Raw genomic sequence first — 23,666 nt, forward strand, 5'->3', positions numbered from 1 at the left:
CCGGCGGCAGATGCCGGCGGGACCCGCCCTTCGCGGTGCTCGGAGGCGGTGCGGGGGTCAGCGGGGGTCGTGGGTGTCCGCCGTGGCCCCGCTCCGGCCGGTCCCGTCCTCGGCGGGCGGGGTCGCGGCGAGCTTGCCGAAGCCGCGGAGGGTCGGGCTGAGCGTGACGGTGACGGCCAGCACGGCGATGCCGAGCGTGGACAGCAGGATCGCCCAGCGGGCGCCGACGCACTCCATGAGCAGACCGCCCGTCAGGGGGCCGAGTGCCGTCGAGATGCCCGCGATCAGTCCGATGACGCCGCTCAGCCGGCCGCGGAGGCGGTCCGGGGTGGTCAGCAACTGGTAGGTGCTGACAGCGGTGTTGGCGGTCGGCGCGAGGAAGGCGATGCCCGCCAGCACCAGACCCATGACGATGCCGTTGCCGGTGGCCAGCGTGACCGGGGCCAGGACGGCCATCGCCCAGAAGGTCAGCACCACCGACACCCGCGGCCCGCACCGCGCGTACAGGCGCGGTGCGGCCAGGGCTCCGAGCAGGCCGCCCCCGCCGAACATCGCGGCCATCACGCCGATCTGCGCCGAGGGCACGCCGCTCTGCTGGGCCACCACGATGATGACGAGATACAGGACCTGGAAGAGGAAGTTCACCGCGACCGCACACATCGCGGTCACCCGGATGAGGCGGTGGCCCCAGACCCACTTCAGGCCCTCCAGCGCCTCCCGCCGGAAGTTCGCAGGCGGCGCCCCCTCCGCCTGCCGCTCGGGCTTCGGCAGGCGGACGAAGAGCAGCATGAAGAACGACACGACGTGGGTCAGCGCGTCCGCGGCGAACGGCAGCACCCGCTTCACCCCGAACAGCGCGCCGCTGAGCGCGGTGCCGACGAGGTGACCTATCGAGTTGCGGGCGTGGTTCATCGACACCGCGACCGCCAGCTGATCCGGCGGCACGACATACGGCAGCGACGCTTCCTCCGCGGGGTCGAACAGGGCGCTGCACACGCCGAGCACCGCGGCGACCACGGCCATGTGCCAGACCGCCACCGCCCCGGTCCAGATCGTCCAGACCAGCCAGAGCAGTGCCACCGTGCGGGCGGCCTCGCAGGTCAGCATCACCGTCTTGCGGTTCCACCGGTCCACCAGCGTGCCGCCCGGCAGGCCGGCGAGCAGCTGAGCGGCCGCGTTCACGCCCTGCACCAGGCCCGCCGTGCCGGGTGACCGCGTCACGGCGAGCACCAGCAGCGGGAAAGCCATGGTGGAGGCGTTGAACCCGACCTCGGTGAGCGACCGGCTGATCCACAGGATGTTGTAGTCGCGGTTGCGCCACAGGGGTGTGGACGGGCGGGACGGAGCCTGCCGGTCCGGAGGGCTCTGCGACGGCTGCGACGCGTGGGTCGTGGTCATTTAGCGCGTGCTCCGCTTCCGGCCCGTGACGGCCTCGCAGTGCCGCGCGACACCGCGCAGCGCGTCCTCGAAGGACTGGGCCAGCTTCCGCACCGTGTCCGGGTCGAAGACGTTGGTCGAGTAGTGCCAGGTGAACGCCAGCCGCCCGTCCACGGCGCTGCCCACCACCTCCAGGAGGTGGGTGGACTGCTCAGCCGGGCTCTGGTCCTGGCCGATCGCCCCGTGCTGGGTGTGGATCACGCCGCGTGGTCCGCCGGCCCCTGCCGACGGTGCCGCGCTCTCGTACTGGCCGAGGTAGTTGAAGACCGTCTCGGCCTCCGCGAGCGCGGCCAGTGCGGCGCCCGGCGAGCCCTGCGGAGCGAGGTGCCGCAGCGCCCCGTACCCCAGGCCGTTGTCGCGGACCGCGCGCAGGTCACGGCGGACCGCCTTCATCAGACGCGGCCAGTCGGGCCCGGAGCCGGGGGTGGCGGTGTCCGCCGGGACGGTGAGCGCGACGGGGTGGACGCTGGTGAACCAGCCGACCGTACGGGACAGGTCGACCCCTTCGAAGATCTCCTCCCGGCCGTGGCTCTCCACATCGACGACGACCCGCTCCCGGCCCGTCCACCCGGACAGTGCCTGCGCGAACGCGCCGAGCAGCACATCGCCGATCCGGGTGCGGAACAGCGTGGGGGCCGACCGCAGCAGCAGCGCGGTCTCCGCCTCGCCCACCGAGGTGGTGGCGGTCGCCGCGGTGTCCGCGGAGTTGGGGCCCGGGCCGTCGACGGGCAGCGGCTCGGCGGCACGCAGCACCTCGGTCCAGTGGTCCGCCTCGTGGTCGAAGCCGCCGTCCGCGGTGTGCTCGGTCAACCGCCGCGACCACTCCTGGAAGGACGTGGTGCGGGCGCCCAGGGCGATGGTCCCGCCGCCGGCCGCCTGCCGGTAGCCGCGCTCCAGATCGTCCAGGAGGATGCGCCAGGAGACCGCGTCGACGACGAGGTGGTGCACGGTGAGGAAGAGCCGGCTGCGGGTGCCCGGTGCGCCGGTGAACAGGACGCCCTTGAGCAGGGGCCCGTGTGCCAGGTCGAAACTCTCCTGGACCTCGATGGCGGTGCGCTCGATGACGTCCGCCTGCTCGCCGGGGGCGACGGCGGACAGGTCCCGGCGGCCGAGCAGCGCGTGCGGCGCCACCGGCTGTGGGGGCGCGGTCTCCTGCTGCCAACCCGCCGCGTCGCGGGTGTAGCGCATCCGCAGCGCGTCGTGGTGCGCGGGCAGCGCGGCCAGCGCCGCGGTGAGCGCGGTCTCGTCCACCTCCTCGACGAGTTCCAGCAGCGTCGACTGGTTGAAGTGGTGCGGGTGGTCGCGGGTGTCGAAGAACCAGTGCTGGGACGGGGTGAGCGGCACCGGGCCGACGACCGGACCGGCGTCGTCCGCCTCCGGCGCGCCGTTCTCGTCCCGGGTCACCACGGTGGCCAGTTCGGCGACGGACTGGTGCAGGAAGAGGTCCTTGGCGCTCATCCGCAGGCCCGCCTCCCTGGCCCGGGACACCGCCTGGATGCTCAGGATGGAGTCGCCGCCGATGTCGAAGAAGCGGTCCGTGGCGCCCACCCGCTCCAGGCCGAGCACCTCGGCCCAGATCCCGGCGAGGGTGCGCTGCACCTCGGTGTCGGGGGCCACGTAGGTGTCGTCGCCCTCCGCCTGGAAGTCCGGGGCGGGCAGCGCGGCGCGGTCCACCTTGCCGTTGGGGCTCAGCGGGAGTTCGCCGAGCACCATGAACGCGGACGGGACCATGTAGCCGGGCAGCGCCGCGGCGAGGTGGGAGCGCAGCTGCGTCGCGTCCACGGCCGCGCCGCCGTCGTCCGCGCGGGGCACCGCGTAGGCCACCAGACGCTTGTGGCCGGTCTCCGACGCGGCAGCGGTCACCGCCGCCTCGGCGACCCCCGGGTGGCCGAGCAACGCGGCCTCGACCTCGGCGAGTTCGATGCGGAAGCCGCGGATCTTGACCTGGTTGTCGTCCCGGCCGACGAACTCCAGGTTGCCGTCCGGCCGCCAGCGGACCACGTCGCCGGTCCGGTAGAGCCGCTCCCCGGGAGCGCCGAACGGGGAGGCGACGAAGCGTTCCGCGGTCAGGTCGGGGCGGCCGAGGTAGCCGCGGCCCAGACCGGTGCCGGCGAGGTACAGCTCCCCGGGACGGCCGACGGGGACCGGCCGCAGCCAGCGGTCCAGCACGTGCAGCCGGACGCCCGCCATCGGCCGGCCGATCGGCAGGCTCTCGGCGCCGCCGCGGTCGCCGCCCCGGAAGAGCGTGGCGACCAGGGTCGTCTCACTGGGCCCGTAGACGTTGAAGAAGTCGCTGTGCGCGGACCACGCCTCGGCCAGCTCGACCGGGCAGGCATCGCCGGCGGCGCCCACGGCCCGCAGGCCGGGCAGGGTGGCCGGATCGAGGGCGGACAGCAGGGCGGGCGGCGTCATCAGCACCGTCGCGTGCTGCCGCCGGATCTCGTCGGCCAGGTCGCCGGCCGCCTCCGACCGGGTCAGGCAGAGCGTGGCCCCGGACAGCAGGGTGACGAAGATGTCCGACACCCCGCCGTCGAAGCTGAACGACAGGTGCTGCAACAGCCGGTCGCCGGGACCGAGTCGGAACTTCGCGACGAAGTCGTCGACCAGGTGGCACAGCGACCGGTGCGCGATCATCACGCCCTTGGGCCGGCCGGTGGAGCCCGAGGTGTAGACGACGTACGCGAGTGCGTCCGGGCCGCCGGTGACGGGCGGGGCGGTGACCGGATGCCGGGAGATCTCCGGCAGGTCCCGGTCCAGGCAGATGATCTCGGCGCCGGTCGGCGGGAGGTGGCCGAGCAGCGCCTCCTGGGTCAGCAGGACGGGGGCCGCGGTCTGCTCGAACATCCTCGCCAGCCGGTCGGCCGGGTAGTCCGGGTCCAGCGGTACGTACGCGCCGCCGGCCTTGACCGCGGCCAGCGCGCCGACGACGATCTCCGGGCCACGGCGGGCGCAGACCCCCACCAGGACGTCGGGGCCGACGCCCCGCTCGATCAAGTGGTGCGCCAACTGGTTGGCACGGGCGTCGAGTTGCGCATACGTCAGCACCTCGTCGCCGTTGACCACGGCGGGCGCCTGGGGGGTGCGGCGGACCTGCTCGGCGAAGGCCTCGTCCGCCCGCAACAGCGCGGGCAGCGGCCGCGCGGTGTCGTTCCACCGCGCGAGCCGGTCCAGCTCGGCCTCGGGCAGTCGGCCGACGGACGCCAGCGGGCGGGCCGGCGCGTCGGCGAGGGCCGTCATCAGCGCCCGGAGGTGGTCGGCCATCCGCCGGGCGGTGCCGGCGTCGAACAGGTCGGTGTTGTACTGCAGACCGCCGGCGAGTTGGCCGTCCACCTCCTCGAACTGGATCGTCACGTCGAAGGTGGCGGTGGCCGCGGGCAGCGCGAACTCCTCGATGCGCAGCCCGGAGAGTGCCGGTGGCGCGGCCGGGGTGTTCTGGAGCACGACCATCGCCTGGAACAGCGGCGAGCGGCTGGGGTCGCGTTCGGGCGCGAGCGCCTCCACGAGCCGTTCGAAGGGCACGTCCTGGTGGGCGAACCCGTCCACGACGGTCTCCCGTACCCGGGCCAGGAAGTCGGTGAAGCTCTCCCGCTCGTCGATGCGGGAACGCACCACCAGCGTGTTGACGAAGAACCCGACCAGCGGTTCCAGTTCGACCCGGTCCCGGCCCGACGTCACGGTGCCCACCGCGATGTCGTCCTGGTCGCTGAAGCGGGCGAGCAGCAGCTGGCAGGCGGCGGTGAGCACCATGAACAGCGTGGCGTCCTGCCCGGTGGCCAGCTCCTTGAACCGCTCGGTGACCCGCTCGGGGATGCGGAAGTCGCAGATCGCGCCGTTCGTGGTCCGCACGGCCGGCCTGCGACGGTCGGTGGGCAGCTCCAGCGGCGGCACGTCCGCCAGCCGGTCCCGCCAGTAGGCGAGCTGCCGCTCGCTCTCCTCCGATCCGCCCAGGGCGCGCTGCCAGACCGCGAAGTCCGCGTACTGGATGCCCAGTTCGGGCAGCTCCGCGCGGGCACCGCGCAGCCGCGCCCGGTACATCGCCTCCAGGTCGCGGGCGATGACCGACGACGACCAGCCGTCGGTGACGATGTGGTGCAGGCACAGGGCCAGCACATGGTCGGCCTCGCCGAGACGCACCAGCGTGGCCCGCAGCAGTGGGCCGCGCCGCAGGTCGAAGGGGGTGGCCGTCTGCTCCCGCAGCAGCCGGTCGAGGGCCGCGTCCCGCTCGGGCGCGGGCAGCGCGCCGAGGTCGGTCAGCGGCAGCGGCACCGGGGCCGCGGGCCGGATGATCTGGACGCCCTTGCCGTCCACGGTGTCGAAGACGGTCCGCAACGACTCGTGCCGCTCGACGAGGTCCGCCAGCGCGCGGCGCAGCGCCTCGACGTCCAGCGGTCCGCGCAGCCGCAGGCCGGTCGGTGCGAGGTACTCGGTGCCGCCGGGCTCGTAGGCGTCCATGAACCACAGGCGCTGCTGGGCGAACGACAGCGGCAGCGCGCCGTCGCGGGCCACCACCGGTATCCGGTCGGCGGCCCGGGGGCCGGCGCCGCCGGGGACGGTCGCGGCCAGCCCGGCGACGGTGGGCGTGGTGAACATCGCCCGTGGTGAGAGGCCGACGCCGAAGGCGGCGCGCAGCCGGGAGGCGATCTGGATGCTGAGGATCGAGTCGCCGCCGAGTTCGAAGAAGTTGTCGTACACGCCGACCCGTTCCAGGCCGAGCGTCTCGGCCCAGATGGCGGCGATCCGCTCCTCCGTCGCGTCGCGCGGCGCCACGTGGTCGGCGGACGGGTCCGCGTGGCCCTCGGGCGCCGGCAGCGCCTTGCGGTCCACCTTGCCGCTGGGGGTGTACGGGAGCGCCTCCATGGTCACGAACCGGGCCGGGACCATGTGGTCGGGCAGGTCCGCGAGAAGGGCGGCACGCAGTTCGGCGCCGGTGACCCGGCCGGCGCCGGCCGCGGGCACGACATGGCCGACGAGCAGGGTGCGGCCGTGGTCGCGGTGCACGGTGACGGCGGCGTCGCGCACCGCGGGCAGCGCCGACAGCGCGGCCTCGACCTCGCCGAGCTCCACCCGGAAGCCACGGATCTTGACCTGGTCGTCGGCGCGGCCCAGGAACTCCAGGTTGCCGTCCGCGCGGAACCGCACCCGGTCGCCGGTGCGGTAGAGCCGGGCGCCGGGGGTGAACGGGTCGGCGACGAACCGCTGGGCGGTCAGCTCCGGCCTGCCCCAGTAGCCACGGCTCACCCCGTCGCCGCCGACGAACAGCTCACCGCCGACGCCCACGGGCGCCGGGCGGAGGTCGTCATCGAGGACGTACACCCGGGTGTTGGCCAGCGGGCGGCCGACCGGCACGAACGCGCCGTCGCCGAGCACGTCGGACGTCGGGGTGAGCACCGTCGCGTCGATGGTCACCTCGGTCGCGCCGTAGGCGTTGACGACGAGGGTGTCCGGGTCGAGGTGGTCCAGCAGCCGCCGGCAGTCGTCGGAGTGCCAGCCCTCGGAGCCGACGGACAGCAGCTTCAGACGCGGCAGCCGGGCGCCGCGCAGGGCGACCTCCGAGACCAGCGCGTTGGCCAGGGTCGGCACCAGTTCGAGGGCGTCGCCGCCGGTGTCCTCGATGAGGTCGAGCAGCCGGGGCGGATCGGTGACGACCTCGGCGGGGCAGATCGTCAGGGAGCCGCCGAAGGGCAGCGACCGCAGCATGTCGGCGAAGAACAGGTCGACGGACAGGCTGGTGACCGAGACGAAGTTCAGCCGCAGCTCGGAGAGCCGGTAGCGGTCCTCCCAGGCGTCGAGGACGTAGCAGAGCTGGCGGTGCTCGACCATCACGCCCTTGGGGCGGCCGGTGGAGCCCGAGGTGTAGATGACGTACGCCAGGTCGCCGGCGCCGACGCCGGAGTCGGGCGCGGCCGGCGGGTAGCTGCCGGGCCGCGGCAGGTCGGCGTCCAGGCACACCACGCGCGGGCCGCCCGCACGCTCGCCCTCGCGCCAGGCAGCGGCACGTGCGGCCTGGGTGAGCAGCACCGGGATGCCGGAGTCCGCGACCATGAACGCGAGCCGGTCGGCCGGGTATACGGGGTCCAGCGGCACGTAGGCGCCGCCCGCCTTGAGGATGCCGAGGACTCCGACGGCCATGTCGGGGCCGCGGTCGACGTTCAGCCCGACCAGCACGCCGGGCCGTACGCCCAGCGAACGCAGGTGGTGGGCGAGATGGCCGGCGCGCTCCTCCAGTTCGCGGAAGGTCAAGGTCACCTCCCGGTAGCGGACGGCCGGTGCGTCGGGGGTGCGGGCGGCCTGCTCGGCGAAGAGTTCGTGCACCGGCCGGTCGGCGGCGCGCTCGCGCACGGGGCCGGTGCCCTCGCGCAGCAGTGCCGTGCGCTCGGGGCCGGTCAGCCACGGCAGGCGGGACAGCGGCCGGTCCGGGTCGGCGGCCGCCTCGGTGAGCAGCACTTCGAGCCGGCCGGCCATCCGCGTGATGGTGGCGGCGTCGAAGAGCTGCGGGTCGTAGGCCAGCTCGAAGCGGAGCCGGTCGTCGCGGTGGGCGCTCAGGCTGAGCGGGAAGGTGTTGGTGTCCAGGGCGTCCACGCCGCGGATGCGCAGACCGTGTCCGGCCGCGCCGCCGTCCTGGAGCGGGTAGTTCTCGAAGACGACGATGCTGTCGAAGAGGCTGGTGCCCGCCGGGACGTCGCTCCAGGACTGGAGCCGGCTCAGGCCCGCGTATTCGTAGGGCCGGGCCTCCAGCTGCTCGGCCTGGAGCTCTTGCAGCCACTGCACGAGCGGCCGGTCCGGCGTCACCCGGGCGCGGACCGGCACGGTGTTGATGAACAGGCCGATCATGGATTCCACGCCGGGCAGTTCGGCCGGACGGCCGGAGACCGTCGCGCCGAACACGACGTCCCGCGCACCGCTGTGGCGCGACAGGAGCAGCGCCCATGCCCCCTGGACCAGGGTGCTCAGGGTGAGCCGGTGCTCCCTGGCCACCTCCGTCAGCCGCGCGGTGAGGCCGGTGGACAGCGCGAAGGCGACCGGCTCGGAGGACCGGGCGCGGTGCGCCTCGGTCGGCTGCCGGTCGTAGGGCAGCGGGGTGGGCGCGTCGAAGCCCGCGAGGGCGGTGCGCCAGTGCGTCTCGGCCGCGTCGGCGTCCTGCTCCGCCAGCCAGGCGACGTAGTCGCCGAAGGGGCGGGGGACCTCCCGCTGCGGGGCCCCTCCCGCGACCGTGGCCGCGTACTCCTCGCCCACCGCGGCGAAGACGGCGGCGGTACTCCAGCCGTCCAGCAGCAGATGGCTCGACGTCCACACCAGGCGGACGGTGTCGTCGGTGATACGGATGACCGTCAGCCGGATCAACGGGGGCACGGCGAGGTCGAGCCCGAGTTCGCGGTCGGCCGCCAGCAGCTCCTGCAGCAGAGCCTCCTGTTCGGCCTCCGGCCGGTCCCGCCAGTCGTGCCGGCCGACCGGGACCCGCATCTCGCGGTGGACGACCTGCACCGGTTCCGCGAGCCCCTCCCAGGCGACGGCGGTGCGCAGCGCGGGGGTGCGGTCCACCACCCGCTGCCAGGCCGCGGCCAGCGCGTCGGGGTCGAAGACGCCCTCCAGCAGCAGGGCGAGCTGGTTGAAGTACGACGAGGAGGCGGGGTCCATCAACCGGTGGAAGAGCATGCCGTGCTGCATCGGCGTGAGCGGATAGATGTCCTCGACGGTGCGGCCGTCGCCGGCCAGCGCGTCGACCTGCGCCGGGGTCAGGCGCGCGAGCGGGAAGTCGGACGGGGTGCAGCCGCCGGAGGCGGGCTCCAGGCAGTGGTCGACGAGCTCCTCCAAGGCGGCGACCAGGTCGTCCGCCAGCCGCCGCACGCTGCGCTCGTCGTGCACGTTGGCGGAGTAGAACCAGGTGAAGCCGAGGCTGCCGTCCTCCACCACGCCGACCACGTCGAGAAGGTGGGGGCGCAGCTCGTCGGCGGCCGGCGCGTCCGGGAGGCCGTCCAGCCGGGCCCGGACCGGACCGCCGTCCTCGGCGGCCGCGTCGAAGCGGCCGTGGTAGTTGAACGACACCTGGGGCGTGGGGTCCTGGAGCAGGGCGCGGGCCGGTGAGCCGTCCGCGGCGAGCCGGCGCAGCGCGTCGTAGCCGAGCCCGTTGCCGGGCACCGCGCGCAGCTGTTCCTTGACCGAGGTGATCGTCTCGCGCCAGCCGCCGTCGGCGGCGGTCCGTACGGCGACGGGGTACAGGGTGGTGAACCAGCCGACCGTACGGGACAGGTCGGCGCCCTCGATCAGCTCCTCGCGGCCGTGGCCCTCCATGGCGAGCACGATCCGTTCGCTGCCCGCCCAGCGGTTCAGGACCGTCCCGACGGCGCTCAGCAGCAGGTCGTTGACGCGGGTCCGGTAGACCGGGGGCACCCGGCGCAACAGGGCGTCGGTCCGCTCGCGGCTCAGGGCGGCGCCGACGCTGCGCACCGACCCGGCGGTGTTGGCGCCGTCGTGGTCCACCGGGATCGCGACGCCACCGTCCTCGAACACCGTGTTCCAGTGGGCGAGTTCACCGTCGAGGTGGCCGGCGCGTACGTGGTCGCGCAGCAGGCGCGCCCAGGTCCCGAAACCGGTTCCGGCCGGTCCGAGGTCGATGGGCTCGCCCGCACGGGCCTGTCCGTAGGCCCGTGCCAGGTCCTCCAGGAGGATGCGCCAGGAGACGCCGTCCACCGCCATGTGGTGCGCCGACAGGAACAACTGCCGGTCCGCGGCGCCGTCCCCGTCCGCCCCCTCGTCGAAGAGGAGCGCGCCGAACAGCGGGCCGTGCTCCAGGCTCAGCCCGGCACGCAACGCGTCGGCCGCCTCCTGCCGGGCGGCCGCCCGGCGCGGTCCGGGCACCTGCGACAGGTCGAGCCGCCGGAACACCTCCGTACTCTCCGCGGCGACGCAGTCCTGCGTCCAGCGGTCGCCGTCGCGGGTGAACCGGGCCCGCAGCATGGGGTGGTGGGCCACCAGCGCCTCGACGGCGGCGCGCAGCGCGACGGCGTCGGCGGCCGGGTCGAGGGCGACGTGGAGGGACATGGTGAGGCGGTCGGGGCCGGCCCGGTAGGTGTCGAAGAACCAGTCCTGGACGGGGGTCAGCGGCGCGGGTCCGGCCGGGGCCGGTGCGGGCGCGGCCGGTGCGCCGGTCCCGTCCGCGGCGGCGATCCGCTGCGCGAGGCGGGCGACGGTCTGGTGCAGGAAGACGTCCTTCGACGTGAGCCGCAGCCCGGCCCGGCGGGCCCGGGACACGGTCTGGATGCTGAGGATGGAGTCGCCGCCGAGGTCGAAGAAGTTGTCGTCGACGCCGACCCGCTCCAGGCCCAGCAGTTCGGCCCAGATGCCGGCCAGGATCTCCTCGACGGCGTTGCGCGGCGCGGTGTGCCCGGCCGCGTCCCGGTCCGGGGACGCAGGCGCGGGCAGCGCCTTGTGGTCCAGCTTTCCGTTGGGTGTCAGCGGCAGCGCGTCGAGCACGACGACGGCGGCCGGGACCATGTACTCGGGCAGCGAGGCGGCGGTGTGCTCCCGGACGTCCTGCGGGCTCGGCAGGGCCCCTTCGGCGGGCACGACGTAGCCGATCAGCCGCGGGTGGCCGGCCGCGTCCTCGTGCACCGTGACGGCTGCCCGTGCCACCTGCGGGTGCCGGTGCAGCGCGGACTCGATCTCGCCCAGCTCGATGCGGTAGCCGCGGACCTTGACCTGGTCGTCGGTGCGGCCCAGGAACTCCAGCTCGCCGTCCGGGCGCTGCCGGGCGCGGTCGCCGGTGCGGTACATCCGGGAGCCGGCCGGGCCGTACGGGTCGGCGACGAAGCGCTCCGCGGTCATACCGGGGCGCCGGACGTAACCGCGCGCCAGCCCCGCCCCCGCGATGTACAGCTCGCCCGGCACCCCGGCGGGCACCGGGCGCAGGGCGCCGTCCAGGAGGTGGATCCGCGCGTCGGGGCGCGGGCGGCCGATCGGGACGGCGCCGGGGGCCAGTACCTCGTCCGGGCCGATGCGGTACTCCATGCAGCCGACGGTCGCCTCGGTCGGGCCGTACTCGTTGACGACGGTGGTGCCCGGGTGCAGCACCCGCCACTGGTCCAGGGCCTCGCCGATCAGCTGTTCGCCGCCGATGACCAGTTCGCCGGTGGGCTGGAGCGGCTGCGGCGTGGTCGCGAGCAGCGCGAGGTGGGACGGGGTGACCTTGAGCAGCGAGCAGGTGCCCGCCGTCGCGGGTACCTCTTCGCCGGTGTCCTCCAGTCCGCTGATCAGCACCCGGCCGCCGCGGATCAGCGGCGTGTACAGGGCCGTGACCGTGAGGTCGAACGTGACCGGCGAATGCAGCACGGCCGTACCGGCCGCACCCGGATACGCCACCGCGGCCCACCCGACGTAGTCGGCAAAGGAACGATGCTCGACCACCACACCCTTGGGACGCCCGGTGGAACCCGACGTGTAGATCACATACGCCGGATGAGCCGGATCCAGCGGCACCCTGCGCTCACCGTCCCCCACCGGACCACACGGCAGGTCCACGCCCAGGCCCTGGGCGCCGGCGCCGTCCAGGAGCGTGCGCGCCACGTCGGCGGGCAGCGCGGCGTACGCGGCGGAGTCCGCGAGCACCAGGCTGGGCGCGGCGTCCCCGAGGACGTAGGCGATGCGGTCGACCGGGTGCTGCGGGTCGACGGGGACGTAGGCGGCACCGGCCTTCAGGACGCCCAGCAAGGTGACGACCAGGTCGGTACCCGGGGTGGCGGCGACGGCCACCAGCTGCTCCGGGCCGATGCCCCGGGCGATCAGGGCGCGCGCCACCCGGTTGGCCCGCTCGTCCAGCTCCCGGTAGGTGAGGGTGTCCCGGCCGGACACCAGGGCGGCGGCACGCGGGGTGCGGGCGGCCTGGTCGTCCAGGAGCCGCACCACGGTGGCGGCGCCGGACGCGGAGCGCGGTCCTTCGGCGGCCCGCAGCAGGGCGGCCCGCTCCTCGTCGGTCAGCCACGGCAGGTCGCGCACCGGGCGCCCCGGCGCGGCCGCCACACCGGCCAGCAGCACCCGCAGATGCCCGGCCATCCGGGCGATGGAGGGGGCGTCCCAGAGGTCGGTGGCGTACTCGATCGAGCAGGTCAGGCCGGTGTCGTCGGCACCCGTGCCGCCGTCCGCCGCCCTGCCGCCCCGTTCGTCCCGGAACTCGACGGTCAGATCGAAGTTCGCGGAGGTACGGGGCGCCTGGTAGGGCTCGACCTCGACGCCGGGCAGCTCGGGCAGGGGTTCGGTGCCGCTCTGCAGCACCACCAGCGTCTGGAACAGCGGCGTACGGCTGGGGTCGCGCTCCGGGCGCAGCGCCTCCACCACGCGGTCGAACGGCACCTCGTCGTGGGCGAACGCGTCCAGCACGGTGTCCTTGACCCCGGCCAGGAATTCCGTGAACGCGATCCCCTCCTCCACCGTGGAGCGCAGCACGACCGTGTTCACGAAGAAGCCGACCATGCGGGCGAGTTCGGGCCGGTTGCGGCCGGAGGTGACGGTGCCCACCGCGACGTCCCGTTGCCCCGCATAGCGGGCGAACAGCACCTGGCAGGCGGCCACCAGCACGGTGTAGAGGGTGGTGCCCCGGTCACGGGCCAGTGCGCGCAGCCCCGCGGCGACATCCGGCGGCAGGGTCAGCTCGTGCACCGCGCCGGCGCCCGACCGCGACTGCGGCCGGGGGCGGTCGCCGGGCAGGTCGAGCGGGGCGAGGCCGGCGAGCCGGTCGCGCCAGTAACCGAGGTGCTCGTCCAGCCACGCGGCGGTCATCCGGTTCCGCTGCCAGGACGCGAAGTCCGGGTACTGGACGTCCTGTTCGGGCAGCGCGGCGGTGGTGCCGGAGCGGCGCGCGGCGTAGAGCGTGCCGAGCTCTTCGAGCAGCACGCCGGTGGACCAGCCGTCGATGACGATGTGGTGGGCGCACAGCACCAGCACGTGCTCCTCCGGCGCCACCCGGACCAGCACCGGCCGGAACAGCGGCCCGGTCCGCAGGTCGAAGGGCCGGTCGACCTCCGCGCGGACGGCGGCGTCCAGCAGCTCGGGCGCGGCGCCGGGGCCGGCCTGCTCCGCCAGGTCGATCAGCGGGAGGGCCACCTCGTGCGGCGGCCGGACCCTCTGCACGGGCTCGTCGCCCACCTGGTCGAAGCCGGTGCGCAGCGCCTCGTGACGGGCCACCAGGTCGCGGACCGCGCCGGTCAGGGCGGGGACGTCGAGCGGGCCGGTCAGCCGCAGTCCGGCGGCGGAGTTGTACTCCGTGGAGCCGGGCTCCAGTTCGTCCAGCAGCCAGAGTCTGCGCTGGGCGGCGGAGAGCGGCAGCGGCGCGCCGTCCCGGGGGACGGCCGGGATCTCCGCCGTGTTGCGGGCACCGCCCGCGAGACGGCGGCGCAGTTGTTCCTGGAGGTGCGCGGGCAGGGCGGCTATACGGTCGTTGCGCGGGTCCGGGGCGTTCACTTCGGGTCTCTCCGTGGGCTGGAAGTCGAAAGGCTCTGGTGCGGGGACGGGGGCACGCCCTAGGGGGCGGGCGGTCCGTCGCCTTCAGGACCCGCCAGGGCGGCCTGCTCCAGCTCGGCGAGGATCCGGTCCTCGACGACCAGGGCGAGCTGGGCCACGGTGGGCGCGGTCATCACGTCACGGGGGGACAGGTCGAGGCCGAACGCGACCTTCATCCGCAGCACGGTCTGGATGCTGAGGATGGAGTCGCCGCCGAGGTCGAAGAAGTTGTCGTGGACACCGACGCGTGCGACGCCGAGGAGTGCGGCCCACAACTCGGCGAGGGCCTCCTCGGTGGGCGTTCCCGGGGGGACGTGGTCGTCGGTGTCCGCGGCCGTCGGCGGTCCGGGCAGCGCCGCCCGGTCGAGCTTCCCGTTCGGCGTCAGCGGCAGCGCGTCGAGCACGACGACGGCGGCCGGGACCATGTAGCCGGGCAGCGAGACGGCGGTGTGCTCCCGCAGTTCCCGCGGGTCCGGCTGCCGGCCCTCGGCGGGCACCACATAGCCGGTCAGGCGCTTGTGGCCGGACCCGCCGTCGCCGTCGCCTCCGGTGGCGACCACCACGGCCTCGGAGACCAGCGGGTGGGCCAGCAGGGCCGATTCGATCTCGCCCGGCTCGATGCGGTAGCCGCGGACCTTGACCTGGTCGTCGACCCGGCCGAGGAACTCCAGCTCCCCGTCGGGCCGCCACCGGGCGATGTCCCCGGTGCGGTACATCCGGGAACCGGCCGGGCCGTAGGGATCGGCGACGAAGCGCTCGGCGGTCATACCGGGGCGCCGGACGTAACCGCGCGCCAGCCCCGCCCCCGCGACGTACAGCTCCCCCGGCACCCCGGCGGGCACCGGCCGCAGACCGGCGTCCAGGACGCGGACGAGGGTGTTGTCGCGGGCGCGGCCGACCGGCACCGGGCCGGGCTCGGCGCGCCCGCCGGGCTCGATCCGGAACTCCATGCAGCCGACGGTCGCCTCGGTCGGGCCGTACTCGTTGATCACGGTGACCCGCGGATGTGCCCGGCGCCACTGTTCGAGCACCTCGCCGAGCAACTGCTCGCCACCGACCACGAGTTGGCCGGACGGCAGCAGCTCGTCGGCGAGGGTGCCCAGCAGCGCCAGATGCGAGGGGGTCACCTTCAGCAGAGAACACCCGCGCGCCCGGCCGGGCGTGGCCGCGATGTCCTCCAGTCCGCCGATCAGCACCCGGCCGCCGCGGATCAGCGGCGTGTACAGGGCCGTGACCGTGAGGTCGAACGTGACCGGCGAATGCAGCACGGCCGTACCGGCCGCACCCGGATACGCCACCGCCGCCCAGCCGACGTAGTCGGCAAAGGAACGATGCTCGACCACCACACCCTTGGGACGCCCGGTGGAACCCGACGTGTAGATCACATACGCCGGATGAGCCGGATCCAGCGGCACCCTGCGCTCACCGTCCCCCACCGGACCACAGGCGCGGGCGGCCCCGGCCCCGGTGCTGCCCGCGCCGTCGACGAGCAGCAGCCCCTCGGCCGGGAGCACCGCCCGGGACGCGGAGTCGGCGAGCACCAGGGCGGGCGCCGCGTCCTCGAGGACGTGGGCGATGCGCTCCGCCGGGTGGTCCGGATCGACCGGCACATAGGCGGCGCCCGCCTTCAGGACGCCCAGCAGCCCGGTCACCAGGTCCACCGACGGGGCCGCGGCCACCGCCACCAGGTCCTCGGGCCCGATGCCGCGGGCGATCAGCTCGCGCGCCAGCCGGTTGGACCGCTCGTCCAGCTCCCGGTAGGAGACGCTCTCCCGGCCGTGGACGAGCGCGGTGTCCGCGGGGGTACGGGCGGCCTGCTCGGCCAGCAGCCCCACGACCGTCGCGGCGCCGAGGTCGCGCACCGGGCCGGTGCCGGCGTCCAGCAGGGCCCGGCGCTCGTCCGGTGCCAGCCACGGCAGCTCGCGCAGGGTCCGTGCGGGGTCCGCCGCCGCCGCGGCCAGCACCTCCCGCAGCCGGCCGGACAGCACCCGCACCGACTCCTCGTCGAACAGGTCCGGGTCGTAGGCGAAGCTGAACGTCAGCCGCTCACCCGGGTACACCGTCACGGCGAGCGGGTAGTTGGTCGTCTCGACCTCGGCGTACAGGTCGCGCAGCCGCAGTCCGTGGGCGCGGCCGGCCCCCTCGTCGATCGGGTAGTTCTCGAAGATGAGGACGCTCTCGAAGAGGCCGCCGCCGCTCCGCACCTCGGCGGTGGCCTGGACCCGGGCCAGCGGCAGGTGCTCATGGCCGCGGGACTCCGCCTGTCCGGCCTGCAGCCGCGCCAGCCAGGGCACCAGCGGAGCGCTGTCGTCCACCTCGACGCGGACCGGCAGGGTGTTGATGAAGATCCCGTGGATGGCCTCCGCCCCGGCCAGCTCGGCCGGGCGGCCGGAGACGGTCGCGCCGAAGACGACGTCCCGCTCGCCGCTGTACCGCGACAGCAGCAGCGCCCAGGCGCCCTGCACCAGGGAGTTGACCGTCAGCCGGTGCTCCCTGGCCAGGGTGTTCAGCCCGAGGGACAGCTCCGCGGTCAGCGCGAGGCCCAGCCGGCCGGAGGAGCGGCTGTGGTGCGGACCGCCGGGCTGGCGGTCGTAGGGCAGCGCGGTGGGCGCGGCGAAGCCCCACAGCGCCCGGCGCCAGAACTCCTCGGCCGCCTCGGTGTCCTGGCCCGCGAGCCAGGCCACGTGGTCGCGGAACGGCGGGCGGAAGGGCAGTGCCGGCGCCGCCACGCCCCCGTCGGTGTCCGCCTGCCGCAGCGCGCCGTAGCACTCGAAGACGTCGGACAGCACCTGGAAGGCGCTCCAGCCGTCCAGCAGCAGGTGGTGGAAGGTCCACAGCACCTGGACCGCATCCTCGGGCAGCGCGGCGAGGGTCACCCGCATCAGCGGCGCGGCCGAGAGGTCCAGGCCCGCCGCGCGGTCCCGGTCGAACAGCTCGTCCAGCGCGGCCCGGCGCGCGTCGTCCCCGGCGAGGCCCCGCCAGTCCAGACGGCTCACCGGCAGCACCACCGCACGGTGCACGGCCTGCAACGGCTCGGTGAGTCCGTCGCGGACCACGCAGGTGCGCAGCACCGGGGTCCGGTCGACGACCTGCTGCCAGGCCCGGCCGAGCAGTTGTGGATCGGCCACACCGTCCAGCACGAAGGAGATCTGCTCCAGATACAGCGGCTGCTCCGGTTCCGCCATGCTGTGGAAGAGCATGCCGCTCTGCATCGGGGTCAGCGGGTAGAGGTCCTCAAGGGCGCGGCCGTCGCCGGCCACCCGGTCGAGCGTCGCCTGGTCGAGTCCGGCCAGCGGGAAGTCGGACGGGGTGACGCCGCCCGCGGCGGGGTCGGCGCAGTGCCGGACGATCTCCCGCAGCGCCTCGGCGGTCTCGCGCGCCAGCCGCTCCACGGTGTCCTCGTCGTGCACGTGGGCGGAGTAGTACCAGGTCATCGAGAGCCGGCCGGACTCCACGCGGCTGACCGCGTCCAGCAGGTGCGGCCGCTGCTCCCCGGGGTGCCCGGTGAGCTGGACGCCCTCGCCACCGGCGCGCAGCAGCGACCCGGTGGCGGTGCCGGTGTCGAACCGGCCGAGGTAGTTGAAGCTGATCTGCGGGACGGCCCCTCCGGGCTGCCCCATGGGGGCGTCCGGCCCGCCGAGGTGGCGCAGCGCGCCGTGTCCCAGACCGCGGCCGGGGACGGCGCGCAGCTGCTCCTTGACGGACTTGACCGTGGTGGCCCAGTCCGCGGCGGGATCGACGGTGAGTCCCACCGGGTACAGGCTGGTGAACCAGCCGACGGTACGCGTCAGGTCGATGTCGTCGAAGATCTCCTCGCGCCCGTGGCCCTCCAGGTCGATGAGGGTGCGCGGGCTGCCCGTCCACCGGGCCAGCACCCGGCCGTAGGCGCTGAGCAGGATCTCGTCGATGCGGGTGCGGTAGACCGCGGGGACCTCCTGGAGCAGGGCCCGGGTCTCCTCTGTGGTCAGCTGGACGGTCACGGTCCGGGTGGAGGCGACGGTGTTGGGCCCGTGGCCGTCGGCCGGCAGCCTCCCGGAGCCGTCCGGGCCGTCACCGGCCGCGGTGACGGCGTCCCAGTGGGCGGCCTCCGCCGCGAATCCGCCGTCGGCGGTGTGCCGCGCCAGCCGCAGGGCCCACTCCCGGAACGAGGTGGTGCCCGGTCCCAGGTCGACCGCCCGGCCCGCCGCGGCCTGCTGGTAGCCGGTCTCCAGGTCCTCGGCCAGGATCCGCCAGGAGACGCCGTCGACCGCCAAGTGGTGGGCGCTGAGCAGGAGTTGCGGGGCCCGTCCGGTGCCGCGTTCGAAGAGGACGGCGGTGAACTTGCGGTCCTCCGCCAGGCGGAACCTGGCCTCCGGTCCCTCGGCCCAGGCGCGTACCGCCGCGTCCTGCTCCGGTGCGTCCAGACCGGAGAGATCGCAGCTGCGCAGCGTGGCGCCGTCCGCGCCCGCGGGGGCGGTGTGCTGCCGCCACTGTCCGTCGACGCGGGTGAAGCGGCTGCGCAGCGCGTCGTGCTGCCGGGGGAGCGCGGCGACGGCCGCCGCCAGTGCGCCGCGGTCGGCGGCCGGGTCCAGTTCGAGGACCACGTACTGGTCGAAGTGCTCGGGGCCCGCCCGGTGATGGGCGAAGAACCAGTGCTGCACGGGCGTCAGCGGGACGTCCCCGGTGGCCTCGGTCCGGGGCGGTGCGGTGGGGTCGGCGGCGCCGTCCGCGAGTGCCGCGGCCGCCAGCGACGCGACGGTCTGCCGCAGGAAGACGTCCTTGGAGTGCACGGTCAGACCGGCCGCACGGGCCCGGGACACGACCTGCATGCTGAGGATGGAGTCGCCGCCGAGCTCGAAGAAGTTGTCCTCGGCGCCGACCTTCTCGACCCCCAGGACGTCCGCCCAGATCCCGGCGAGCGTCTCCTCGGCCCGGCCGCGCGGCGCGACGTAGTCCCCCGCGCCCACGGGCAGGTCGGCGGGCGCCGGCAGGGCACGGTGGTCGAGCTTTCCGGCCGGGGTGAGCGGCAGGCGGTCCAGCGCGACGAAGGCGCTGGGGACCATGTGCGACGGCAGCGTCCGGCCCAGGAAATCACGCAGCGCGGCGGCGCCGGGCGGGACGGCACCGGGCTGGGCGACGGTGTAGGCGACCAGCCGCCTGGGGCCGGATTCCGGCTGGACGGCGACGACCGCGGCCGCGGTGAGCGCGGGATGCCCGAGCAGCGCGGCGCGCACCTCGCCCGGCTCGATGCGGAAGCCGCGGATCTTGACCTGGTCGTCGATCCGGCCGAGGTACTCCAACGCCCCCGAGGGGAGCGTGCGGGCCAGGTCGCCGGTGCGGTAGAGCCGCTGGTCGGGGGCGAACGGCGCGGCGACGAACCGTTCGGCCGTCAGCGCGGGCTGGTCGAGGTAGCCGAGCGCCAGACCGTCGCCGCCGATCCACAGCTCGCCGGGGATGCCCGGCGCGACCGGCATCATCCGGTCGTCGAGGACGTGCACGGTGGTGTGCGCGATCGGTCGTCCGATCGGCACCGAGGGGCGCCGGGTGTCCTCGGGGGTGATGCGGTGGGTGGTCGCGAAGACCATGCTCTCCACCGGGCCGTAGCCGTTGACCAGCCGCAGCGCGGGGAATTCGGCCAGTGCCCGGGCGACGTGCACGGAGGAGGCCGCCTCACCGCCGGTGATCACCTGCTCGACGGCGCCCAGGACGGCCGGGTACTCGTCGACCATCACGTTGAACAGGCTCGCGGACAGCCACAGCGTGGTGACGCCGTGCGCGGCGATCAGCTCGGAGATCACCTCGGGGGCGGGCGTCGAGCCCGGGTGCAGGACGCAGGTCCCGCCGTGCAGCAGCGCTCCCCACAGCTCCAAGGCGAACGCGTCCCAGGACATCGGGGCGGACTGCAGCCAGACGTGCCGCGGGCCGAACTCCACGAAGTCCTGGCCGCGCACCACCCGGAGCGCCGCCCGGTGCGGGGACACCACCCCCTTGGGGCGGCCGGTGGAGCCGGACGTGAACATCACACAGGCCGCATCCGACGGACCCGCCGCACACGGCAGATCCCCCGCGTCCAACCCCCCGACAACCGCCCCCACCACGTCCAGCGACACCACCGCACACGGCCCCGCCGACAGCCGGCCGGCCCCCGCCCCATCGGTCACCACCAACGGCGCCGCCGTGTCACCCAGCAGATCCACCAACCGACGATCCGGAAACGCCGGATCCAACAACGCATACGCCGCACCCGACTTCAGCACCGCCAACAGCGCCACCACCAAGTCCGGGCCACGCTCCAGACACACCGCGACCACACCACCCGGCCCCGCACCGCACCCCACCAGATACCGCGCCAGCCGATTGGCCCGCTCGTTCAACTCCCCATAGGCCACCCGCACCCCACCGAACACCAACGCCGTCGCACCCGGCGCCCCCACCACCCGCTCCTGGAACACCTCATGCAGACAACGGTCGAGCGCCTCGCCCTCGGCGCGGTCGCCGGCGGGCACCGGCGCGGTGTGCTCGTCGGTGGCGGGCACGAGCGGGAGTTCGCCCATCGGGCGGTGCGGCGCCTCCACCACGCCCTCGAAAAGGGTGCGCAGATAGCCGCCCAGGGTCTCGATCGTGGCGGCGTCGAAGAGCCCGGTGCTGTATTCGATCACGCAGTCCAGCGCGTCGCCCTGCGGCCAGAACTCCACGAACAGGTCGAACCGCGAGAAGTGCCGGGGGAGTTCGTACCCGGTGAGGTGCAGCCCGCCGGCGTCCGGCAGCGGCGGCAGCCCCTGCTGGAGCGCCACCACGACCTCGACCAGCGGGTTCCGGCTGAGGTCGCGCTCGGGCGCAACCGCCTCGACCACCCGGTCGAACGGCACGTCCTCGGCGTCGAAAGCCTCCAGCGCCGTCGCCCGCACCTCGCCGAGGAATCCGGCGAAGTCCTGCGTCGGCGCCACCTCGGAGCGCAGGACGAGGGTGTTCACGAAGAAGCCGACCAGCTGCTCCAGCTCGGGGCGGGAGCGCCCCGAGGACACGGTGCCGATCGCCACGTCGGTCTCGCCGCTGTAGCGCGACAGCAACAGCTGCACACCCGCGGCCAGCGTCATGAACAGCGTGGCACCGTTCTCCTTGCCGAGCTCCCGCAGGGCCGCGACCAGCGCGGCGGGCAGCGTGAAGCGGTGCGCGGCACCACCCGTGGCACGCACCGCGGCGCGGGTGCGGTCGACGGGCAGCCGCAGCGGGGTGATGCCGTCGAGCTTCCGCTTCCAGTAGGCGAGCCGGGCATCGAACGCCGGGCCCGACAGGCGGTCGCGCTGCCATGCCGAGAAGTCGGCGTAGCGCGTCGCCAGGGCGGGCAGCACGGCGTCCCCAGGGGCCGCCTCGTCGCACAGCGCCGCGTAGAGCGTGGCCAGCTCCTCGACGAGTACCCGCATGGACCACCCGTCGGTGACGAGGTGGTGCAGGGTGAGGACCAGCAGGTGCTCCCCGTCGGCCACCCGGACCAGCAGCGCCCGGCACGGCGGGCCCTGCCGCAGGTCGAACGGCAGCTCGGCGTCCGCGCGCAGCAGCCGGTCCAGCTCCGCCCGCCGCCCGGCCTCGCCCGGGTCGCCCGGTTCTCCCGGGCCGGCCAGGGACACGGTGCGCAGCGGCGGTTCCAGGCCGGCCCGCACGGTCTGCACCCCGCGTCCGTCGACCGCGTCGAAGGTGGTGCGCAGCATCTCGTGCCGGTCGGCCAGCGCGCTCAGGGCGCCGCGCAGCGCCACGGCGTCCAGCGGGCCGGTCAGCCGCAGCCCGACGGACGTGTTGTACTCGACCGCGCCGTGCCCGAACTCGTAGAGGAACCACAGGCGTTGCTGGGCGTACGAGAGCGGGCGGGCGCCCTCGCGCGGCGCCGCCGGGATCGGGGCCCGGCCCGCATCGTCCGGGCCCTCGCCCTCCGTGCCGGTCCCGGTCAGGGCGGCCGCGAGGCCCGCGACGGTGGGCGTGCCGAACAGTGCCCGGGGCGGCACCGGCACACCGAGCGCGGCACGGGCCCGGGAGGCGATGCGCATGCTCAGGATGGAGTCGCCGCCGAGCGCGAGGAAGTCGTCCTCGACGCCGACCCGCTCCACCCCCAGTACGTCGGCCCAGATCCGCGCGAGGACGGTCTCCTGCGGCGAGCGCGGGGGGACGTACGAGGCGGCCGACGCGTTCCAGTCGGGGGCGGGGAGACCGGTGCGGTCGAGCTTTCCGGCCGGGGTGAGCGGCAGGCGGTCCAGCGCGACGAAGGCGCTGGGGACCATGTGCTCCGGCAGCGTCCGGCCGAGGAACTCCCGCAGTGCGGCGGGCTCCTGTGCGTCGGCACCGGGCGCGGCGACGGTGTAGGCCACCAGCTGCCGGGCCCCCTGGCCGCGCCGGACGGCGACGACCGCGGCCGAACCGACGGCCGGGTGGGCCAGCAGGGCGGCGCGCACCTCGTCCGGCTCCACGCGGAAGCCGCGGATCTTGACCTGGTCGTCGGCGCGGCCGACGAATTCGAGCGCCCCCGAGGGGAGCGCGCGGGCCAGGTCGCCGGTGCGGTAGAGCCGTCGGCCGTGGGCGCAGGGCGCGGCGACGAACCGTTCGGCGGTCAGATCGGGACGGCCGAGGTAGCCGAGCGCCAGGCCGTCCCCGCCGATCCACAGCTCGCCCGTCGCACCGGCCGGCACCGGGCGCAGCCGCTCGTCGAGAAGGTGCACGGTGGTGTGCGCGACGGCCGTGCCGATCGGCACCGTCGTCCCCCGCAGGTCCGCCTCGGTGACGCGGTGGCAGGTGGCGAAGATCATGCTCTCCACCGGGCCGTACGCGTGGATCAGCGCCACGTCCGGGTGGGCGTGCAACAGCCGGGCCATGTGCCCCGGGGACACCGCTTCGCCGCCGGTCAGCACCTCGCGCAGCGAGCCCAGGACGGCCGGGTGCTCGTCGACCATCACATTGAACAGGCTCGTCGACAGGAAGGAGGTGGTGATGTGGTGCGCGGCGATCAGCTCGGAGATCACCTCGGGGTCGGGCGCCGGGCCCGGGTGCAGGACGCAGGTCCCGCCGTGCAGCAGGGCTCCCCACAGCTCGAAGGCGAACGCGTCCCAGGACATCGGGGCGCACTGCAGCCAGATCCGGTCGGGTCCGAAGTCCAGGAAGTCCTGCCCGAAGAACATGCGCACGGCGGCCCGGTGCGGTGCGACGACGCCCTTGGGGCGGCCGGTGGAGCCGGACGTGAACATCACACAGGCCGCATCCGACGGACCCGCCGCACACGGCAGATCCCCCGCATCCAACCCCCCGACAACCGCCCCCACCACGTCCAGCGACACCACCGCACACGAACCCGCCGACAACCGGCCGGCCCCCGCCCCATCGGTCACCACCAACGGCGCCGCCGTGTCACCCAGCAGATCCACCAACCGACGATCCGGAAACGCCGGATCCAACAACGCATACGCCGCACCCGACTTCAGCACCGCCAACAGCGCCACCACCAGCTCCGGGCCACGCTCCAGACACACCGCGACCACACCACCCGGCCCCGCACCGCACCCCACCAGATACCGCGCCAGCCGATTGGCCCGCTCGTTCAACTCCCCATAGGCCACCCGCACCCCACCGAACACCAAAGCCGTCGCACCCGGCGCCCCCACCACCCGCTCCTGGAACACCTCATGCAGACAACGGTCGGTGGGGGATGTGCCGGCCGGGTCCTGGGAGAGCCCGCCTGCCACGGCCGTCGGTCGCGAGGATGCCGTACCGCGTTCCAT

3 protein-coding genes are annotated in these 23,666 nt (G+C 74.5%); all 3 read right to left on the reverse strand.

Going from position 1 to position 23,666, the window contains the following annotated elements:
• Nucleotides 1-57: 57 nt before the first annotated feature.
• From Scani_RS35245 to Scani_RS35255, 3 genes are read right to left on the reverse strand one after another with little or no spacing between them, the layout of a single operon-like run.
• Nucleotides 58-1,398: an MFS transporter gene (locus Scani_RS35245; RefSeq protein ID WP_159481733.1), complete on the reverse strand. Its 1,341-nt coding sequence runs from the start codon at nt 1,396-1,398 to the stop codon at nt 58-60.
• Entirely contained in the window at nt 1,399-13,887 is a 12,489-nt protein-coding gene (locus Scani_RS35250; protein ID WP_159481734.1) for a non-ribosomal peptide synthetase, read from the reverse strand. It abuts the gene before it with no gap.
• Nucleotides 13,888-13,946: 59 nt separating this feature from the next.
• Complete coding sequence (locus tag Scani_RS35255) at nt 13,947-23,666, reverse strand: non-ribosomal peptide synthetase (protein WP_159481735.1); 9,720 nt, start codon at nt 23,664-23,666, stop codon at nt 13,947-13,949.

This window comes from Streptomyces caniferus (genome assembly GCF_009811555.1).
Classification (GTDB): Bacteria; Actinomycetota; Actinomycetes; order Streptomycetales; family Streptomycetaceae; genus Streptomyces; species Streptomyces caniferus.